16 protein-coding genes are annotated in these 15702 nt (G+C 74.4%); 10 read left to right on the top strand and 6 right to left on the bottom strand.

Features of this window, described 5'->3' with window-relative positions; translation table 11 throughout:
- Positions 1-13: 13 nt before the first annotated feature.
- Positions 14-883, top strand: a complete 870-nt coding sequence (locus IG86_RS0112805) for a UbiA family prenyltransferase (protein WP_244305839.1) — start codon at positions 14-16, stop codon at positions 881-883.
- Positions 884-898: 15 nt separating this feature from the next.
- On the opposite strand, the gene IG86_RS0112800 is transcribed toward IG86_RS0112805, so the two are convergent.
- The gene (locus tag IG86_RS0112800; protein WP_030896821.1) at positions 899-1933 is read right to left on the bottom strand and encodes a PHP domain-containing protein; all 1035 of its coding nucleotides are present in this window, start codon (positions 1931-1933) and stop codon (positions 899-901) included.
- A gap of 62 nt (positions 1934-1995) precedes the next feature.
- Positions 1996-2493, bottom strand: coding sequence for a MarR family winged helix-turn-helix transcriptional regulator (locus IG86_RS0112795; protein ID WP_030819913.1), 498 nt, complete (start codon positions 2491-2493; stop codon positions 1996-1998).
- A gap of 131 nt (positions 2494-2624) precedes the next feature.
- Here IG86_RS0112795 and IG86_RS0112790 point away from each other — a divergent pair, with 131 nt between their 5' ends.
- Entirely contained in the window at positions 2625-3035 is a 411-nt protein-coding gene (locus tag IG86_RS0112790; RefSeq protein ID WP_030819911.1) for an organic hydroperoxide resistance protein, read from the top strand.
- 112 nt (positions 3036-3147) lie between these two features.
- Complete coding sequence (locus tag IG86_RS0112785) at positions 3148-4788, top strand: FAD-dependent monooxygenase (RefSeq protein ID WP_030896820.1); 1641 nt, start codon at positions 3148-3150, stop codon at positions 4786-4788.
- Positions 4789-4839: 51 nt separating this feature from the next.
- Here the strand turns inward: IG86_RS0112785 and IG86_RS0112780 are convergent, their stop codons facing one another.
- A complete protein-coding gene (locus IG86_RS0112780; RefSeq protein WP_030896819.1) occupies positions 4840-5205 on the bottom strand; it encodes a DUF6204 family protein in 366 nt (121 codons plus the stop codon).
- A 103-nt stretch (positions 5206-5308) separates the two neighbouring features.
- On the opposite strand from IG86_RS0112780, the gene IG86_RS0112775 reads away from it, so the two are divergent.
- From IG86_RS0112775 to IG86_RS0112765, 3 genes are all read left to right on the top strand, one after another.
- Entirely contained in the window at positions 5309-6589 is a 1281-nt protein-coding gene (locus IG86_RS0112775; protein WP_030819906.1) for a VWA domain-containing protein, read from the top strand.
- Positions 6589-7395 (top strand): hypothetical protein, encoded by an 807-nt coding sequence (locus IG86_RS0112770; protein ID WP_030896818.1) that lies wholly within the window; start codon positions 6589-6591, stop codon positions 7393-7395. Before IG86_RS0112775 ends, IG86_RS0112770 begins: the two co-directional genes overlap by 1 nt.
- 218 nt (positions 7396-7613) lie before the next feature.
- Positions 7614-8864: a S8 family peptidase gene (locus tag IG86_RS0112765; RefSeq protein ID WP_063761516.1), complete on the top strand. Its 1251-nt coding sequence runs from the start codon at positions 7614-7616 to the stop codon at positions 8862-8864.
- Positions 8865-8868: 4 nt separating this feature from the next.
- Here the strand turns inward: IG86_RS0112765 and IG86_RS44285 are convergent, their stop codons facing one another.
- The gene (locus IG86_RS44285) at positions 8869-11418 is read right to left on the bottom strand and encodes a D-alanyl-D-alanine carboxypeptidase family protein (protein WP_244305837.1); all 2550 of its coding nucleotides are present in this window, start codon (positions 11416-11418) and stop codon (positions 8869-8871) included.
- Positions 11419-11637: 219 nt separating this feature from the next.
- Here IG86_RS44285 and IG86_RS0112755 point away from each other — a divergent pair, with 219 nt between their 5' ends.
- Positions 11638-12297 (top strand): lysophospholipid acyltransferase family protein, encoded by a 660-nt coding sequence (locus tag IG86_RS0112755; protein WP_030819897.1) that lies wholly within the window; start codon positions 11638-11640, stop codon positions 12295-12297.
- A gap of 7 nt (positions 12298-12304) precedes the next feature.
- Here the strand turns inward: IG86_RS0112755 and IG86_RS42955 are convergent, their stop codons facing one another.
- Entirely contained in the window at positions 12305-13009 is a 705-nt protein-coding gene (locus IG86_RS42955) for a hypothetical protein (RefSeq protein WP_157854815.1), read from the bottom strand.
- A gap of 118 nt (positions 13010-13127) precedes the next feature.
- The gene (locus IG86_RS0112740; protein WP_030819894.1) at positions 13128-13559 is read right to left on the bottom strand and encodes a GNAT family N-acetyltransferase; all 432 of its coding nucleotides are present in this window, start codon (positions 13557-13559) and stop codon (positions 13128-13130) included.
- A 142-nt stretch (positions 13560-13701) separates the two neighbouring features.
- On the opposite strand from IG86_RS0112740, the gene IG86_RS0112735 reads away from it, so the two are divergent.
- The 3 genes from IG86_RS0112735 (at position 13702) to IG86_RS0112725 (ending at position 15681) form a co-directional block, all read left to right on the top strand.
- The gene (locus IG86_RS0112735; RefSeq protein WP_030819893.1) at positions 13702-14118 is read left to right on the top strand and encodes a YciI family protein; all 417 of its coding nucleotides are present in this window, start codon (positions 13702-13704) and stop codon (positions 14116-14118) included.
- A gap of 48 nt (positions 14119-14166) precedes the next feature.
- Positions 14167-15420 carry an RNA polymerase sigma factor gene (locus IG86_RS0112730; protein ID WP_030819892.1) on the top strand — a complete coding sequence of 418 codons (1254 nt, stop codon included), beginning with the start codon at positions 14167-14169 and terminating at the stop codon, positions 15418-15420.
- 78 nt (positions 15421-15498) lie between these two features.
- The gene (locus IG86_RS0112725; RefSeq protein ID WP_030896812.1) at positions 15499-15681 is read left to right on the top strand and encodes a hypothetical protein; all 183 of its coding nucleotides are present in this window, start codon (positions 15499-15501) and stop codon (positions 15679-15681) included.
- The last annotated feature ends 21 nt before the right edge of the window (positions 15682-15702 follow it).

The raw sequence follows: 15702 nt of genomic DNA, 5'->3' as shown, positions 1-15702 counted from the left end.
ATAGCGTGTCGCCGTGCCCGCGCGAACCACGCAGATCACCGAGAGCGGCGGCAGCGGCCCGGTCGCCCGCGCCGGACGTGCCCTGTCGGGCCTGCCGGCGGCATGCCACCCGCTGCCCGCGCTGGCCGTGACCCTCTTCACCGCCGTGCTGGCGGTCGCGGCGGGGCACGGCCCGTCGGGGGTGGCCCTCACCACCGGGGCGGTGGCCGCCGGACAGCTGTCGGTGGGCTGGTGCAACGACCGGGCCGACCTGCGGCGCGACCTGGTCGCGGGCCGACGGGACAAGCCCCTGGTCGCCGGTACGGCGTCACCCGCCGCGGTGGCCCGGGCGGCAGCGGTGGCGCTCCTGGTCTGCGTGCCGCTGTCGCTGGCGGCCGGGGCGCTCGCCGGCGCCGTGCACCTGGCCGGTGTGGCGGCCGCCTGGGGCTACAACCTGCGGCTGAAGGGCACGGTCGTCTCCTGGGCCCCGTACGCCCTGGCCTTCGGCCTGCTGCCGGCCTTCGTCACCCTCGGGCTGCCCGGTGCGCCCTGGCCGCCGCCGTGGCTGACGGCGGCCGCGGCCCTGCTCGGCGCGGGCGCCCACTTCGCGAACGTCCTGCCCGACATCGACGACGACCTGGCCACCGGCGTGGTGGGTCTGCCCCAGCGGCTCGGGGCCCGGCGCTCGGCCGCCCTGGCCGGGCTGCTCGTCCTGGGGTCGGCCGCGGCCCTCGTGGCGGGACCGCCGGGGCGGGTGTCGGCGTACGGCTGGGCGCTGCTGGCCGCGACGGCCGGGGCCCTGCTCCTGGCGTCCCGCAGCCCGGCGGGCAGGTTCCCGTTCCGCACGGTGATGGCGGTGGCCGGAGCCGATGTGGTCCTTCTGGTGGCCGAACTCCGCCCCTGAGCGCCGCGCGGCCGCTCAGGGCGCGTTCCGGGTGCGGGTCCAGGTCAGGAGGTCATCCGCGGGCCAGGTGTTGACGACGCGGTCCGTCGGGACACCGCATTCCACGGCCCGCTCGCAGCCGAGGACCTGCCAGTCCAGCTGGCCCGGGGCGTGCGCGTCCGTGTCGATCGCGAAGAAGGTTCCGGCGGCCACGGCCAGTCGCAGCAGCCGCCGCGGCGGGTCCAGCCGTTCGGGCCGGCTGTTGATCTCCACGGCGGTGCCGGCCTCCGCGCAGGCCGCGAAGACCGCCTCGGCGTCGAACTGCGACTGCGGACGGCCGCGGCCGGTGACCAGCCGGCCCGTGCAGTGGCCCAGGACGTCCATCAGCGGATTGCCCACCGCCGCGACCATGCGCCGGGTCATCGCGGGCGCGTCCATCCGCAGCTTCGAGTGGACCGAGCCGACGACGAGGTCGAGGCGTTCCAGCAGCTCCGGTTCCTGGTCGAGCGCCCCGTCGTCGAGGATGTCGCACTCGATGCCGGTCAGCAGCCGGAAGGGCGCCCAGCCGGCGTTGAGCTCGGCCACCACGTCGAGCTGTTCGCGCAGCCGGTCCGGGGAGAGGCCCCGCGCGACGGTCAGCCGCGGCGAGTGGTCGGTCAGTACCGCCCACTCGTGGCCCAGTCCGGCCGCCGCCCGGCCCATCGCCTCGATCGGGCTGCCGCCGTCCGACCAGTCCGAGTGCACGTGGCAGTCCCCGCGCAGCGCCGCCCGCAGCGCGGCGGCGGCGGGCGAGGCCGGGGGGCCCTCCGGGAGCGCGGCGGCCTCGTCCTCCAGGGCCTGCAGGTAGGACGGCACCGCGCCGGCGAGGGCCTCCCGTACGACCTTCGCCGTCTTGGGGCCGAGGCCCTTGACGGCCTCCAGGGAGCCGGCGGCGGCCCGCTCGGCCACCTCCTCCCCGCCCATCCGCGCGACGACCGCGGACGCGGTCCGGAAGGCCCGTACCCGGTAGGTGGGTGCCAGTGCGCGCTCCAGCAGGAACGCGATCCGGTCCAGCGCCGCAACCGGGTCCATCGGCCACCTCCTGCCGCACGCCGCACGGGTCGGGTGGCCCCAGTGTCCGCCGCGGACGGCGGCTACGCCTCCTGTGCCTCCCGTGCCTCCTCCATCGGCACGGCGGCGTCCAGCGCGGCGGTGAGACGGCTCAGACGGGCCTGGAGGTCGACGACCTCGGTCAGGTCGAATCCGGTGGCCGCCGCGATCCGCCGCGGCACCTCCACCGCGCGGGCGCGCAGCGCCGCGCCCTCCCCGGTCAGGCGGGCGCGCACGGAGCGCTCGTCCTGCGTGCTGCGCTCGCGGCTGATCAGCCCGGCCGCCTCCAGCCGCTTGAGCAGGGGCGACAGGGTGCCCGAGTCCAGCCGCAGGTGCCGGCCGATCTCCTTGACCGGCATCTCGCCGTGCTCCCACAGCACCAGCATCACCAGGTACTGCGGGTACGTGAGCCCCAGGTCCTTGAGGACCACGCGGTAGAGGCCGCCGAAGGCGCGGCTCGCGGCGTTCAGCGCGAAGCAGATCTGGCCGTCGAGGCGCAGGAAGTCCTGGTCGGCGTGGGTCGCGGTGGGCTGCTCGGTCATGTCGGCCAGTGTACCCGGGCAGAACTTGAACGGCATTGAATTGTGCACAACTGAATTGCGTGCTCTACTGGTGGAGCGCGGTCGGGGAACACCGGCCGCAGCCACGGTTCATTTCTGCGAGAGGAACTCTCATGGACGCGCTCTACACCGCTGTCGCCACCGCCAACGGCCGCGAGGGCCGCACCGTCAGCTCCGACGGCCAGATCGACCTCGCCCTGGCCATGCCCCCGGCGCTGGGCGGCAACGGGCAGGGCACCAACCCCGAGCAGCTCTTCGCCGCCGGCTACGCCGCCTGCTTCGCCAGCGCCCTCGGCCTGGTCGGCCGCCAGGCCAAGGCGGACACCAGCGAGGTCTCGGTCACCGCGGAGGTCTCCATCGGCAAGGACGGCGCCGGCTTCGGCCTCGGCGTCACCCTGCGCGTCGAGCTCCCGGACTCCCTGGCCGGCGAGACGGGCGCCCTGCTGGTGAAGCAGGCCCACGAGGTCTGCCCGTACTCCCGCGCCACCCGCGGCAACATCGACGTCGACCTCGTCGTCGAGTAACCGAGACCGCACGAGGACCGCGCGAAGACCGCACGGATATGCCGAACGCCCGGCGGGCGGCCACCATGGAGTCAGACCGACTCCGACGGGGGCCGCACGCCGGGAGACGCCTGTGGGGCACAGCAGCACGACGGACGTACTGGTTGTAGGCGCCGGCCCCATCGGGCTGACCGCCGCCGCGGAGCTCCGCCGCCGCGGCGTCTCCTGCCGCATCGTCGACCGGCTCCCCGCCCCGCTGCCGTTCGCGAAGGCCGTGGGCATCCAGCCGCGCACCCTGGAGATCTGGGACCGCATGGGGACGGTCCGCGCCGTCCTGGACGCGGCCGTCCCCATGCGCGGACAGATCACGTACGTCAACGGCGCCGAGCAGCCCCGGATCGACCTCGTCCTGCCGCCCGAAGTGCCCTACCGCTTCGCGGCGCTGCCGCAGTACGAGACCGAGCGCATCCTCGGCGAACACCTGGGCCGCTGGGGGACCGCCGTCGAACGCGGCACCGAACTGGTGTCCTTCAGCCAGGACGCCGACGGCGTCACCAGTCGGCTGCACACCCCCTCCGGCGCCGAGGAGGAGCTGCGCACCCGGTACCTCGTGGGCTGCGACGGCGCACACAGCATCGTCCGCAAGGGACTCGGGCTCTCCTTCGAGGGCGGCGCCTTCCCCGAGGAGTACATGCTCGCCGACGTCGAGGCCGACTGGGACCTGCCCCACGGGTACTCCCTGCGCGCCCTGCACCTCGACGGCGCCGGCGCCGTCGACGACGTCCTCGTGTGCATCCCACTGCCGGGCCGCGGCCGTTACCGGATGTCCATGAAGGTGCCCCCCGAACTGTCCACCGCCCAGCAGGCCGCCGCCGCCGCCGACGGTGTCGCGCACGGCCTCCAGGGCGGACGGGCCCCGCAACTCGCGGACATCCAGACCGTCCTGGACCGGCTCTCACCGACCCCCGCCACCGCCTCGAACATCCGCTGGTCGTCGGTCTTCCGCATCAGCCACCGGATCGTCGACCGGTACGGCCACGGCCGGGTCTTCATCGCCGGGGACGCCGCGCACATCCACCCGCCGACCGGCGCCCAGGGCATGAACACCGGCATCCAGGACGCCTGGAACCTGGCATGGAAGCTCGCCCTGGCCGTCGAAGGAGCCGCCCACCCCGGCCTCCTGCCCAGCTACGACGCCGAACGCCGGCCGGTCGGCGAGGAGGTCGTCGGCCGCACCGTGCGCCACGCCTCCGCCCAGGGCGTCCAGTCCGACCCCGAGGACGCCGACACCCTGATGCTGCGCGAGGCCCAACTGCTCGTCGGCTACCGCGGAAGCCCCGTCGTCGACCCGCCCGGCGAGGGCCCCGGACCCCGCCCCGGCGACCGGGCCCCCGACTGCGGCGGCCTCACCTCACCGATCGCCGCCGCCCCGCTGCGCCTCGCCGACCTCCTGCGCGAACGCGAACACGTCCTGCTGCTCTACGGGACCGGCCTCGACGAACTCGCCCGGACGGCCCGCGAATCCTCCGGCGGCCGCGTCGGGACGTGCGTCGTCCTGCCGGCCGGCACCCCGCCCGACGCCCCGGCGGGCCCGGCCGTACTGCCGGCCTACCACGACACCGGCGGCGAGTTCGCCCGCGTCTACGCGGCCGAACAGCCGACCGCGTTCCTCGTCCGCCCGGACGGATACCTCGGCGCCCGGCTCTCCCCACCGACCCCGCAGCAACTGGCCGCACACCTCGCGACCGTCTTCGCCCCGACCGCCCGGCACTGACCCCGGCACTGACCGCCCGGTACTCACCGCTCCGGCCGGGTCACCTCCCGCTCACGCCTGCGCGTCGCCGCGCGCGGCCTCCCGGCGCTGCCGCTTGCCCAGCGGAGCCAGCGACAGGTCCTGAGTCTGCGACCGCAACTGCTTGAAGCCGTACCCGCGTTCCGTCAGCCATTCCTCCGCGGCCAGCTCCGCGCGCGCCGTCGCGTCGAGGATGTCCTCCTCCGCCTCGCCCGAATCCAGGAAACGGAAGGTGAAGAACGGACGGGCCGCGAGGTCGTACGTCAGATGCCCCTCGGCGGTGAACTCCGCGCGCAGCATGTCGTGCTCGGGCGCGGCCGCGAGCAGCTCGGCCCGCTGGCCCTCGGTCAGGCCGTCGAACGCGCCGCGGACGGTGATGCGGAAGGTACGGGTACTCATCTCGGCAGCCTAGGCCGGGCACCGCGTCCCGCGCATCCGGATATCGACCGGTCCGCCCGGGCCCGTTTTTGGATTGCCGGACGATCCTCAATACGATCCGGCGATGATCACTAGAAAACGGCTTGCGGCCAGGGCGTGCGGCCTGTTCGCCGCACTGGCCGTCGGGCTCTTCCCGGCGAGCGCCACAGCCGCCGACGGACCGACGGCGAAGGAACCCCCCAAGGTCGACCTCGTCCTGGACGTCAGCGGCTCCATGCGGGCCAACGACATCGACGGCGGGTCCCGCATGGCCGCTGCGAAGCAGGCTTTCAACGAGGTCATCGACGCCGTGCCCGCCGAAGTCCAGCTCGGCATACGGACCCTGGGGGCCGACTACGCGGGTGACGACCGGACACTCGGCTGCAAGGACACCAAGCAGCTCTACAAGGTGGGACCGCTCGACCGGACCGAGGCCAAGACCGCCGTCGCGACCCTCGCCCCGACCGGCTGGACACCGATCGGACCGGCCCTGCTCGGCGCGGCCCAGGACCTGGAAGGGGGCAAGGCCACCAAGCGGATCGTGCTCATCACGGACGGCGAGGACACCTGCGCCCCGCTCGACCCGTGCGAGGTGGCCCGCGACATCGCGGCCAAGGGCATCCACCTGGTCATCGACACCCTGGGCCTGGTCCCGGACGCCAAGACCCGGGCCCAGCTGACCTGCATCGCCGAGGCCACCGGCGGCACGTACACCTCCGTCCAGCACAAGGCCGAACTGTCCGGCAGGGTCCGCCAACTCGTCGACCGGGCCGCGGACCCGGTCGTCAACCCCGTGGCGACCGAGGGCGCGAAGCAGTGCGAGGGCGCCCCGCAGCTGAAGGCCGGCCTCTACAGCGACCGCGAGACCTTCGGCGAGCACCGCTGGTACCGGGTGGACGTCCTGCCCGGCCAGGAACTCCGCGCCTCCGTGAGCATCGGCGCCGACAGAGCCGTCAACAACGACTACGGCGTCCTGCTGCGCGCCACGACCGTCCACGGGCGGGAGATCGTACGCGGCTCGGAGGCGGGCGACGGCCGTACCGACGTCCTCTCCACCGGCCTGCGCTACCCCAAGGCCGAGACCGACGACGACTCGGGCTCGGACGCGAAGCCCGCGGCGGAGACCGTCTGCCTCCAGGTCAGCAACTCCTTCTCCGCTCCCGCGTCCGTCAAGACCACCCCCGGCATGCCCGTCGAACTGACCATCGACCTGGTGGACGGTCCCGACAGTGCCTCCGACGCCGCCGCCTTCGGCCTCGGGCGCGGCTGGTGGACGCTGGCCGTGCTGGTGCTGGCCGGACTGCTGGCCGGTCTGGTGTGGGGATGGATCTCGCGCTGGCGCATCTCCGTCTGGAGGACCAACTGATGCGTACCGTACGCACACTGACCGCGGGCCTGCTCGCGGCGGCCGCCGCCCTCGCGGTGGCCGGTACGGCGGCGGGCGCGGCCTTCGCGGACACCCCGTCGCCGAGCGCCACCACCGGTAAGGGCGGGGCCGGCGCCGAGTCCGCCCCGACCGAGGCGGGCACGGGCTTCCGTACCGCCACGCCGTTCCGGCCCGGCCAGAAGGCCACGGCCGGCGCCTCCAGCGGCGACTACCTGTACTGGGTCCTCCCGGTCGACGCGCAGCAACGCGTCACCGTGAAGGCCAACGTCACCCTGCCCGAGTCCGCCGCCCGGCACGGCGCCTCGACCTGGCAGCTCGACGTGTACGACGGCCTGCGCCGCCGCCAGGCCTGCACGTACGGCACGCAGAGCCGGGCGGCGGCCAAGGAGGCCACCTCGGTCGAACTGTCCTGCACCCTGCGCACGGTCCGCGCCGGAGCGGAGCCGTGGGCCAACGACCCGCTGCCCGGCAGCTACTACGTCCGGCTGACGGTCGTGGACCTGCCCGATGAGGACCTGGGCCTGCCGGTGCGCGCGGCCGTCGAGGCCGACGTACACGAGGAGGGAGGCGCCTACGCGGTGGACGGGGCCCTCTCCACCCCACTGGTCGCCGGCACCGTGACCGGTTCCCTGCGCGAGCCGGAGGACGGCTGGTCCGGCGGCTGGTGGTCGGACCGCTGGCTCTGGACCGCGGCCGGCGGAGTGCTCGGAGCCCTCGCGGGCATCTTCGGGTACTCCCTGACGCGCGGCGCGGGCCGCCCGTCCCGGGTGCCGCCCGGCGCCTGACCCGGCGCACCGGCCGGGCAGGGCGGTCACGGCACAGGCCGTGACCGCCCTGCCCGCTGCCGCGGCGGAGGACGTGTCCGGCGGCGGGCACTGGGCCATGTGAGGACGGGCCCCTCAAGCCCTCCCGGACCCCGTCCGAAGGAGAGGGAGGCCGCGACCGAGCACCGGCGAGGACACGGCCGTCTCTGACGAACGCCGACCTCCCGGGGAGTGCCTCCATGCGCCTGCTCGCACGTCTGACCACCGCGGCCCTGATCGCGGCGGCCCCCGCACTCGCCGGCGCCGCGGCCGCGGACGTCCCGGAACCCGTGCGGGCTCCGCTCCTGGTGTCCGGCGCCGCCGTCCCCGGCAAGTTCATCGTCAGCCTTGAAGAGGGCGTGGACGCCGGCGGGCTCGCCGAACGGCTGGGGCTGGAGCCCACCTTCGTGTACGGGTCCGCGATGAACGGCTTCGCGGTACCGCTGACCCCGCAGCAGCTCGACGACGTCCGCACGACCCCCGGCGTCCGCTCGGTGGAGGCGGACGCGGAGGTCTCCGCCCCGCCGACCCCGGCCGGCCCCGCGGCCCTCTCCGCCGGGCTGCCCGCCCCGACCTGGGGCCTGGACCGCATCGACCAGCGGACCCTCCCGCTCGACGGCGACTTCACCACGGCCGGCGACGGCGCCGGGGTGACCGCGTACATCCTCGACACCGGGATCGACTACGACCACGCCGAGTTCGAGGGCCGCGCCGAGCCCGGATTCGACGCCGTCGGGGACGGCGGCGACGGCCGGGACTGCGAGGGCCACGGCACGCACGTCGCGGGCACCGTCGGCGGCCGGACGCACGGCGTCGCACGCGCCGCCCGCCTGGTCAGCGTCCGCGTACTCGGCTGCGACGGGCGCGGCGAGTACTCGGCGGTCGTCGCCGGACTGGACTGGGTGGCGCAGAACGCCAGGCAGCCGGCCGTCCTGAACGTCTCCCTCGGCGGGAGCCGCTCCGACGCCGTGAACAGGGCCGCCACCGCCGTGGCCGAGTCGGGCACCCTGCCGGTCATCGCCGCGGGCAACTCCGCGGCCGACGCCTGCACGGTCTCTCCGGCCTCCGCCGACCGGGTGATGACGGTGGCCGCGAGCAACCGGGCCGACGAACAGTCCGGCTTCTCCAACCGCGGTGAGTGCGTCGAGATCCACGCCCCCGGCGAGCAGATCGACTCGGCGATGCTCGGCGGCGGCAGCGTCGCCCTGGACGGAACCTCCATGGCCGCCCCGCACGTCACCGGAACGGCCGCCCTCTACAAGGCCGCGCACCCGGCGGCGACGCCCGAGGAGGTCGCCGGCTGGCTCGTCGAGAAGTCCACCAAGGACCTCCTGACCGGAACCGGGCCGATGCTCCGCATCGGCTCCCTCCTCCGCCTTGCAATCGCACGCACCGGACCCCGCCGCGCCCGCCCTCCGGGCGGCCGACGCTACTTTGCGGACACTCCCTAGGGCCCTAGCCGATACGGGTGAGCCTGGTGCCGAACGAGGGCTCGGCCAGGGCTCCCTGAACGGCCACCGGAACGCTCTTGGCCCCCTCGCCCTCACCCGCGGTCAGCACGGCGACCTCCGTGCCGGCCTTCGCGGTGTGCGGCAACGCCGAGTCGCCGGCCTTCAGGGACAGCTTGAAGCGCTGCCCGGGCACGCTGATCACGTTCAGGTCCTTGACGGCCACCAGCGGAGTACGGCCGCCGAGCCCGTCGTCCACGTAGCCGACCGTGTCGCCCTTGCGGACCAGCGGGGCCGACGCGAGGCCCGTCCGCACCGACTCGATGATCTTCTTGCTGTTCGTCTTCACCAGGGCCAGGCTCTGGAGGGCGTCCTGGTCGGGGGCGGGAGCGCGCTGCTCCATCAACGAGCCGATGATCAGCCGGGTCTCGTCCCCGACCGTCTTGTACGCCGCCCACACGAAGGTCCCGCCGGCCGGCGTACTGGAGCCGGTCTTGATGCCGCGGATGCTCAGGTTCGACTCCGTGAGCAGGTGGTTGTTGTTGACGAGCTTCTCGCCCAGGCCCTTGATGGGGGCCTCGGGCAGGGCGACGATCGAGCGGAACGTCTCGTCCTTCATCACCGCCTCGGCGAGGTTCAGCTGATCGGTGGCGGTGCTGACGGTGCCCGCGTCCAGCCCGCTCGGATCGGTGTAGGTGGTGTCCTTCATCCCGAGTTCCCTGGCAGCGGCGTTCATCTTCTCCACGAACGCGGCCTCGGAATCGGTGCCCGTGTCCCAGCGCGCCAGCAGCCGGGCGACGTTGTTGCCCGAGGGGATCATGAGCATCTTGAGCATGTCCTGCTGGCTGAACTTCGAGCCGGCGGTGAGGCCCGTGATCCGGGACTCGTGCTCGGAGTTGCCGTCCGCCACGGTCTTCGCGTCGACCGTGATGTCGGGACCCGGCTCGCCCTTGCGCAGCGGGTGGCCCTTGAGGATCACGTAGGCCGTCATGATCTTGGCGACGCTGGCCGTCGGGACGGGCTTCTGCTCACCGAAGGTGCCGATGTCGCCGGAGCCGACGACGCGGACCGCGCCCTGGCCCTTGCCGGGCCACGGTATGGAGAACTGCCCGTCGACGGTGTGCTCGGTCTCGGCGGCGACGAGCCGGGGGTCGGGCAGGGGCCGCAGCATCTGGCCGCCGATGCAGGCACCGGCGAGCAGCAGCAGGATCGGCGTCCACACCCTGACGCGACGCAGCGCGGTCCGCCGGGGGGTCTCCGGCGGGGCCGGGGTGTTGGTGAGCTCCGCCAGCAGGTCGAGCGGGGGCAGGGGCGGGGGAGTGGCCGCCTGCGCGGCCGACTGCGGCTGGGGGCGGGCGGGAACGGGCGGCGGGACGTCGAGGTCCTTGAGCGCGACGAACTGGCTCGTCCGCTCGGAATCCGTGTCGTCGGCCTTGGCCCATCCGGGCACCCGCGGCCCGCCGGCCGACGCCTTGGCGCCGTCCGTCCTGTTCGCGGCGGGGCGCGGCCCGGCTCCGCCGGCGCTGCCCTTGTCGTCCTTCTCCGCGGCGCGCGCGCCGGGCTTGTCGTCGGCCTCTGCCCCGGCTTCCGTGCGCCCGGTCCCGCCCTTGGGATCGTCCTTCGCCTCGGAAGCCCTCGGCTCGGACACCTTCGGCTTGGCAGGGCTGGGCGCGGGCATCTTGAGCACGCGCGTGACGTCGGAAGCTTCCGGAGCCTCGTCCTCGTCGGCCTGGGCCGGGGTCTTTTCTGCGGCGTCGTCGGGCCCTGCCGGCGCCTTGGCTGTCTTGGTGTCGTCGGGGGTGGTGGTGGCGCGTGCGGGCATTTTGAGCGCGCGGGTGGCGTCGTCCCGCTTCGGGGCTTCGTCTTCCGCGTCGGTGCCCTCGGTTTCGTCGGCCTGGGCCGGGGTCTTTTCTGCGGCGTCGTCGGGCCCTGCCGGCGCCTTGGCTGTCTTGGTGTCGTCGGGGGTGGCGGTGGCGCGCGCGGGCATCTTGAGCACGCGCGTGGCGTCGGAAGCTACCGGGGCCTCGTCCTCGTCGGCCCCGGCCGAAGTCTCTTCTTCCGCGTCGTCAGCCCCTGTCAGCGCCTCGGCGGACACGGATGTGGCGTCGGAGGCCTCCGGGGCGTCGTCCTCCGCGGCGGTGGGGTCGGGCTCGTCTTCTGACTCGGTGCGGCTCCGGGCCGTGGCCTTGGTGGGGCTTTCCGGCCCGGCCGAGGTCTCCTCTTCCGCGTCGTCGGGCCCTGCGCCGGGGGCTTCAGGCCCTGCCGGGGCCTCGTCCTCCGTGTCCGTGCCGCTCGGGGCGTCGGTCGTGGACCCGGCCTCGGGCGCGGTGCCGGTCCGCTCGTCGACCTCGACCTCGACCTCGACCTCGACGTCGACCTTGACCTCGGCCTCCGGCTCGCCGCTCGCGGGTTCGGGCCGCCCTGCCCGGCCTTCCGGCACGGCACCGGCACCCGCACCCGCACCGGCAGACGTGTCATCAGGGTCCGCCCCCGCGACGGTGGTTCCCTCGATCTCCGGGTCGTCCGAGGAACCGCCCGCCACCGTTACCGCCTTCATCCCAGCCCCGCCTTGCCGCTCACACTGTGCAGATACCGTTCGGCGGCGCCCGAAGAGGGCCCCGCCGCACTTCTAGATGCGGGCCGTGCACCACGCGTTCCCCGAGCCCGATCTTGTGACCGTTCGGTCATATTCGGTGAGTACGGCTACTCATGACCGCGCAGTCACCCCCGCCGACGATGGACCGCAACACCACCGCACCGCCGAACGGGGCCGTCCATGCTCAGCCGAATCGCCTCCGCCCTGGTCCCCGCCTTCGGGCGGCTGACCGTCACCGCCGACCCCGGTGCCCGACCCGCCACCGGATCCATCCTCGTGGCCAACCACACCTCGCTCGCCGACCCCGCCGTCGTGGTCGCGGCACTGCGCCGGCACGGGATCGAGCCGGTCATCCTGGCCACCGCCGGACTGTGGCGCGTACCGCTGCTCGGGCCGGCGCTGCGCCGCGAGGGGCACATCGCCGTCCACCGCGGTACCGCCCGGGCCGCGGACTCCCTGGACGCCGCTGCCGTGGCCCTCGCCTCGGGCCGCAGCGTGCTGCTCTACGGCGAAGGCGGCCTGCCCGCGCGCCGCGACGCGGGGGAGTCCGCCCCGGGCCCCTTCCGCAGCGGCCTGGCCCGCCTCGCCGCCGCCACCGGAGCCCCCGTCGTGCCCGTGGGCCAGGCCGGCTCCCGCCGACTGTGCTCCGGAAGCCGCACCAAGCAGCTCGCGGGGGTCTTCACGGCGCCGCTGCGCAGGCCCTGCCTCCACGTGCACATCGGGTCGCCGCTGCAGCTCCCCACCCGGGTGCCGGAGGCGACGGACCGGGCCCGCGAGGCCGTCACCGCGGCCTGGCGCACCGCCGCCTCCGCCGTCGGGGAGACCTGCGCGGCCGCGTGACGACGGCTCAGCCGGTGCTGTGCCCGAGCAGGACATGGGCCGCGGCCTCCCGGTCGGCGTCGGTGTCGATGAAGGACACGACCACCGGGCTGCTGCCCGTCGGACCGCCGGCCGTCGCGCGCAGCCGGTAACGCTCGACACGGACCGCCCCGCGGGCGAGCGGCCCGCCGCCCGTGAACAGCGGCAGGGGCCTGGCGTCGTTCGCGACGCGCAGCTCGGCCGGCCGCCAGGTGCCGGATGCCTGGTCGAACCGCTCCAGCAGGAATCCAGGCCCGCTGCCCGGCGCGTGTCCGGGTTCGCCGACGAGGAGCTCCATCTGGAGGGCGACCAGCAGATGCCGGTAGTCGGCGGAGTTCCCGTTCCGGAGGGTGACGGTGAACTCCTGCGCGGCGCCGCCCCGTACGAGGGCGAGCCGGCCGCCACGGGTGTCCACCGCGACGTTCAGCCGGGTCGGAGCCGGAGGCGGCGTCGTGGCGGCCCGGGTCGTGGGCGCGGCCGATGCCGGCGCGGTACCGGGCACGGAGGCAGCAGTCGAGGGAGCCCCGGAAGCCGTGGCCGTGGCGTTGGCCGTGGTCGAAGTCGTGGCCGGTACCTGAGCGGAGACCGAGGACTCCCCGTCGTCCGCCGTCCCGCATCCGGAGGACCCGGCGAGCAGGACGGCGGCCACGGCAGCGGCGCACAGGCCGCTGCGGGGCACTCGGGCTACGGGCATGGGATCGGTTCCCCCGGGGTCGACGACGCCAGGAACCTAACAAGCGGGTGCCGGGCCGACGAGCCCGATCGGGACTCGGGGCGGCGACGGTTCGGTCACGGAAGACAGGGCCGTACCTTCAGCGGAGCGGCTTTTCGAAGCTGAAGGCGGTCACGGCCATCCGCTCGCGGAAGTAGAAGCGGTGCGCGTCGGTCCGCTGGGTGCCGGAGTCCAGGGCGAGGACGGTGCACCGGGCTTCCAGGGCGTGCTGCTCCAGGTGCGCGAGCAGCGCGTGGCCCACACCGGTGGAACGGGCGGTGGCGGACGTGACGAGATCGTCGACGTAGAGCTTGCGGACCACGGACGTGGTGGCGACGATCCGCCAGCCCGCCGCGCCCACGCACGCCCCGTCCGCGTCGTAGGCCGCTGTGAAGCGCAGCCCCTGGCCCCGCCCCTCCGCGAGGACCGCGAGGAAGAGCTCCTCGGTGAGGTGGGGACGCAGTTCGAGCAGCACGGGAAGCAGGTCGGTGGTGAGCCGGGCGTCGCCGGGCTCCAGGTCGATGATCTTCATGGCGGCAGGGTACGGGCTCCCCGGCGCGGCGTTCTCGCGCGGTTGCGGCCCACATGTCGAAATGGGAGGGACGGCTCCGACGTCCCGTGCGAGAGGCTCCCCACCCGGGAGCCCGCGACCAGAACAGAAGGAGTGGCACCCCATGAAGTACATGCTGATGGTCCTCGGGAGTCAGGCGGACTACGACGCCATGGGCGGCCGGGCGAGCGCCGGCAACCCCGCATGGTCGGAGGCGGAGCTGAAGGCGATGTTCGACCACATGGCCGCACTCAACGACGACCTCGCCGAATCCGGCGAATGGGTCGACGGACAGGGCCTCACCGAACCCCGCCTCGCCCGGCTGGTGACCGCGGGCGCCGACGGCTCACCGGTGATCTCCGACGGACCGTACGGCGAGGCCAAGGAGGTGCTCGCCGGCTACTGGATCGTCGACGTGCCCGACTTCGCCCGGGCCGCCGAGATCGCCGCCCGCGCCCACGCCTGCCCGGTGCCCGAGGGGGCACCGAACTACCCGGTCGTCGTCCGGCCCATCGACTCCGCCTCGGGCACCGAAATGTGACGACGCCGAGACGCACCCTGATCCCGGACCTCTGATGACGCGCCCCTGATGACGCACTCCGCCCCCGAACCCGCGAGTGAGGACCTGCTGCGCCGGCTGGCGCCGCAGGTCCTCGGCGCGCTCGTCCGCCGCTACGGACACTTCGACGCCGCGGAGGACGCGGTGCAGGAGGCCCTGCTCGCCGCGGCCCGGCAGTGGCCCGAGGAGGGCCGCCCCCGCAACCCGCGCGGCTGGCTGATCCGCGTCGCCTCCCGCCGGCTCACCGACCAGCTGCGCAGCGAGGACGCGCGCAGGCGGCGCGAGGAGACGGCCGCGGCGCTGACCCCCCGCGACGAGTTCGTCGCGCCGCCACCCGGCGAGGGCCGCGCCCCCGCCGAGGACGACACCCTCACCCTGCTCTTCCTCTGCTGCAGCACCGACCTGCCCGCCGCCGGCCGGATCGCCCTCACCCTGCGGGCCGTGGGCGGCCTCACCACGGCCGAGATCGCCCGTGCCCTCCTCGTACCCGAAGCCACGATGGCGCAGCGCATCAGCCGCGCGAAACGACGTGTCAAAGCCTCCGCGTCGCCGTTCGGCACCCCCGACGGGCAGGAGAACGCGGCACGGCTCGCCGACGTGCTCCACGTCCTCTACCTGATCTTCAACGAGGGCTACACCGCCAGCTCCGGCCGACAGCTCCAACGCGCCGACCTCGCCACCGAGGCGATCCGCCTCACCCGGGCCGTCCACGCACTGCTGCCGGACGACGGCGAGGTGGCCGGCCTGCTCGCCCTGATGCTGCTCACCGACGCCCGGCGCGCCGCCCGCACCGGGCCGGACGGCAGCCTGATCCCCCTCGCGGAGCAGGACCGCACCCGCTGGGACCGCGCCGCCGTCGCCGAAGGGGTCACCCTCGTCAGCGACGCCCTCACCCGCACCCCGCTCGGCCCGTACCAGCTGCGCGCCGCGATCGCCGCCGTCCACGACGAGGCGGCGAACGACGAGGACACCGACTGGGCGGAGATCCTCGCCCTCTACGAGGTGCTCGTCCGGCTGGTCCCCGGGCCCGCGGAACGCCTGGGCCACGCCGTCGCCGTGGCCATGGTGCACGGCCCGCACCGGGCCCTGGACCTGCTCGCCGCCCTGGACGACGAGGACCACCCCGCCGGCAGCCACCGCCTGGAAGCCGTACGGGCCCACCTGCTGGAGATGGCGGGCGACCGCGCGGCGGCCCGAGCCGCCTACGCGAAGGCCGCCGGCCTCACCCTCAGCACCCCGGAACGCCGCTACCTCCGGTCCAGGGCCGCCCGTATCGCCGACTGAGTCCACCACGGCGGGACGCGCCGTCCGCATGCCGGACACCGGCCACGGTTGTCGGACCCCGGCCCTACTCTTGATCACGTGAGCCCGACGCCTGACGACCACCCGGCCCCCGAACGCTCCCTCGCCGAGATCAACGCCGACATCCGCTGCCTCTTCGCGCGCGCCGAAGGCCGCCTCTCCGACGCGGAGCGGATCCGCCACGCCGCACTGCTCCAGGAATGGGCCGCGGCGATGCGCGCCTGCGTGGTCCCGGCCGCGTAGCCGAGCAGGCGGCGGCACCCT

Source organism: Streptomyces virginiae (assembly GCF_000720455.1).
Taxonomy (GTDB): domain Bacteria; phylum Actinomycetota; class Actinomycetes; order Streptomycetales; family Streptomycetaceae; genus Streptomyces; species Streptomyces virginiae.
The sequence above is the reverse complement of the archived record's forward strand: the minus strand, read 5'-3'. Positions and strand labels throughout refer to the sequence as shown.

Excerpts from the sequence above, each read along its gene's own strand:
- IG86_RS0112800 (WP_030896821.1), bottom strand. The coding sequence starts at position 1,933 with ATGGACCCGGTTGCGGCGCTGGACCGGATCGCGTTCCTGCTGGAGCGC.
- IG86_RS0112795 (WP_030819913.1), bottom strand. The coding sequence starts at position 2,493 with ATGACCGAGCAGCCCACCGCGACCCACGCCGACCAGGACTTCCTGCGC.
- IG86_RS0112790 (WP_030819911.1), top strand. The coding sequence starts at position 2,625 with ATGGACGCGCTCTACACCGCTGTCGCCACCGCCAACGGCCGCGAGGGC.
- IG86_RS0112780 (WP_030896819.1), bottom strand. The coding sequence starts at position 5,205 with ATGAGTACCCGTACCTTCCGCATCACCGTCCGCGGCGCGTTCGACGGC.
- IG86_RS0112775 (WP_030819906.1), top strand. The coding sequence starts at position 5,309 with ATGATCACTAGAAAACGGCTTGCGGCCAGGGCGTGCGGCCTGTTCGCC.
- IG86_RS0112770 (WP_030896818.1), top strand. The coding sequence starts at position 6,589 with ATGCGTACCGTACGCACACTGACCGCGGGCCTGCTCGCGGCGGCCGCC.
- IG86_RS0112765 (WP_063761516.1), top strand. The coding sequence starts at position 7,614 with ATGCGCCTGCTCGCACGTCTGACCACCGCGGCCCTGATCGCGGCGGCC.
- IG86_RS44285 (WP_244305837.1), bottom strand. The coding sequence starts at position 11,418 with ATGAAGGCGGTAACGGTGGCGGGCGGTTCCTCGGACGACCCGGAGATC.
- IG86_RS0112755 (WP_030819897.1), top strand. The coding sequence starts at position 11,638 with ATGCTCAGCCGAATCGCCTCCGCCCTGGTCCCCGCCTTCGGGCGGCTG.
- IG86_RS42955 (WP_157854815.1), bottom strand. The coding sequence starts at position 13,009 with ATGCCCGTAGCCCGAGTGCCCCGCAGCGGCCTGTGCGCCGCTGCCGTG.
- IG86_RS0112740 (WP_030819894.1), bottom strand. The coding sequence starts at position 13,559 with ATGAAGATCATCGACCTGGAGCCCGGCGACGCCCGGCTCACCACCGAC.
- IG86_RS0112735 (WP_030819893.1), top strand. The coding sequence starts at position 13,702 with ATGAAGTACATGCTGATGGTCCTCGGGAGTCAGGCGGACTACGACGCC.
- IG86_RS0112730 (WP_030819892.1), top strand. The coding sequence starts at position 14,167 with ATGACGCACTCCGCCCCCGAACCCGCGAGTGAGGACCTGCTGCGCCGG.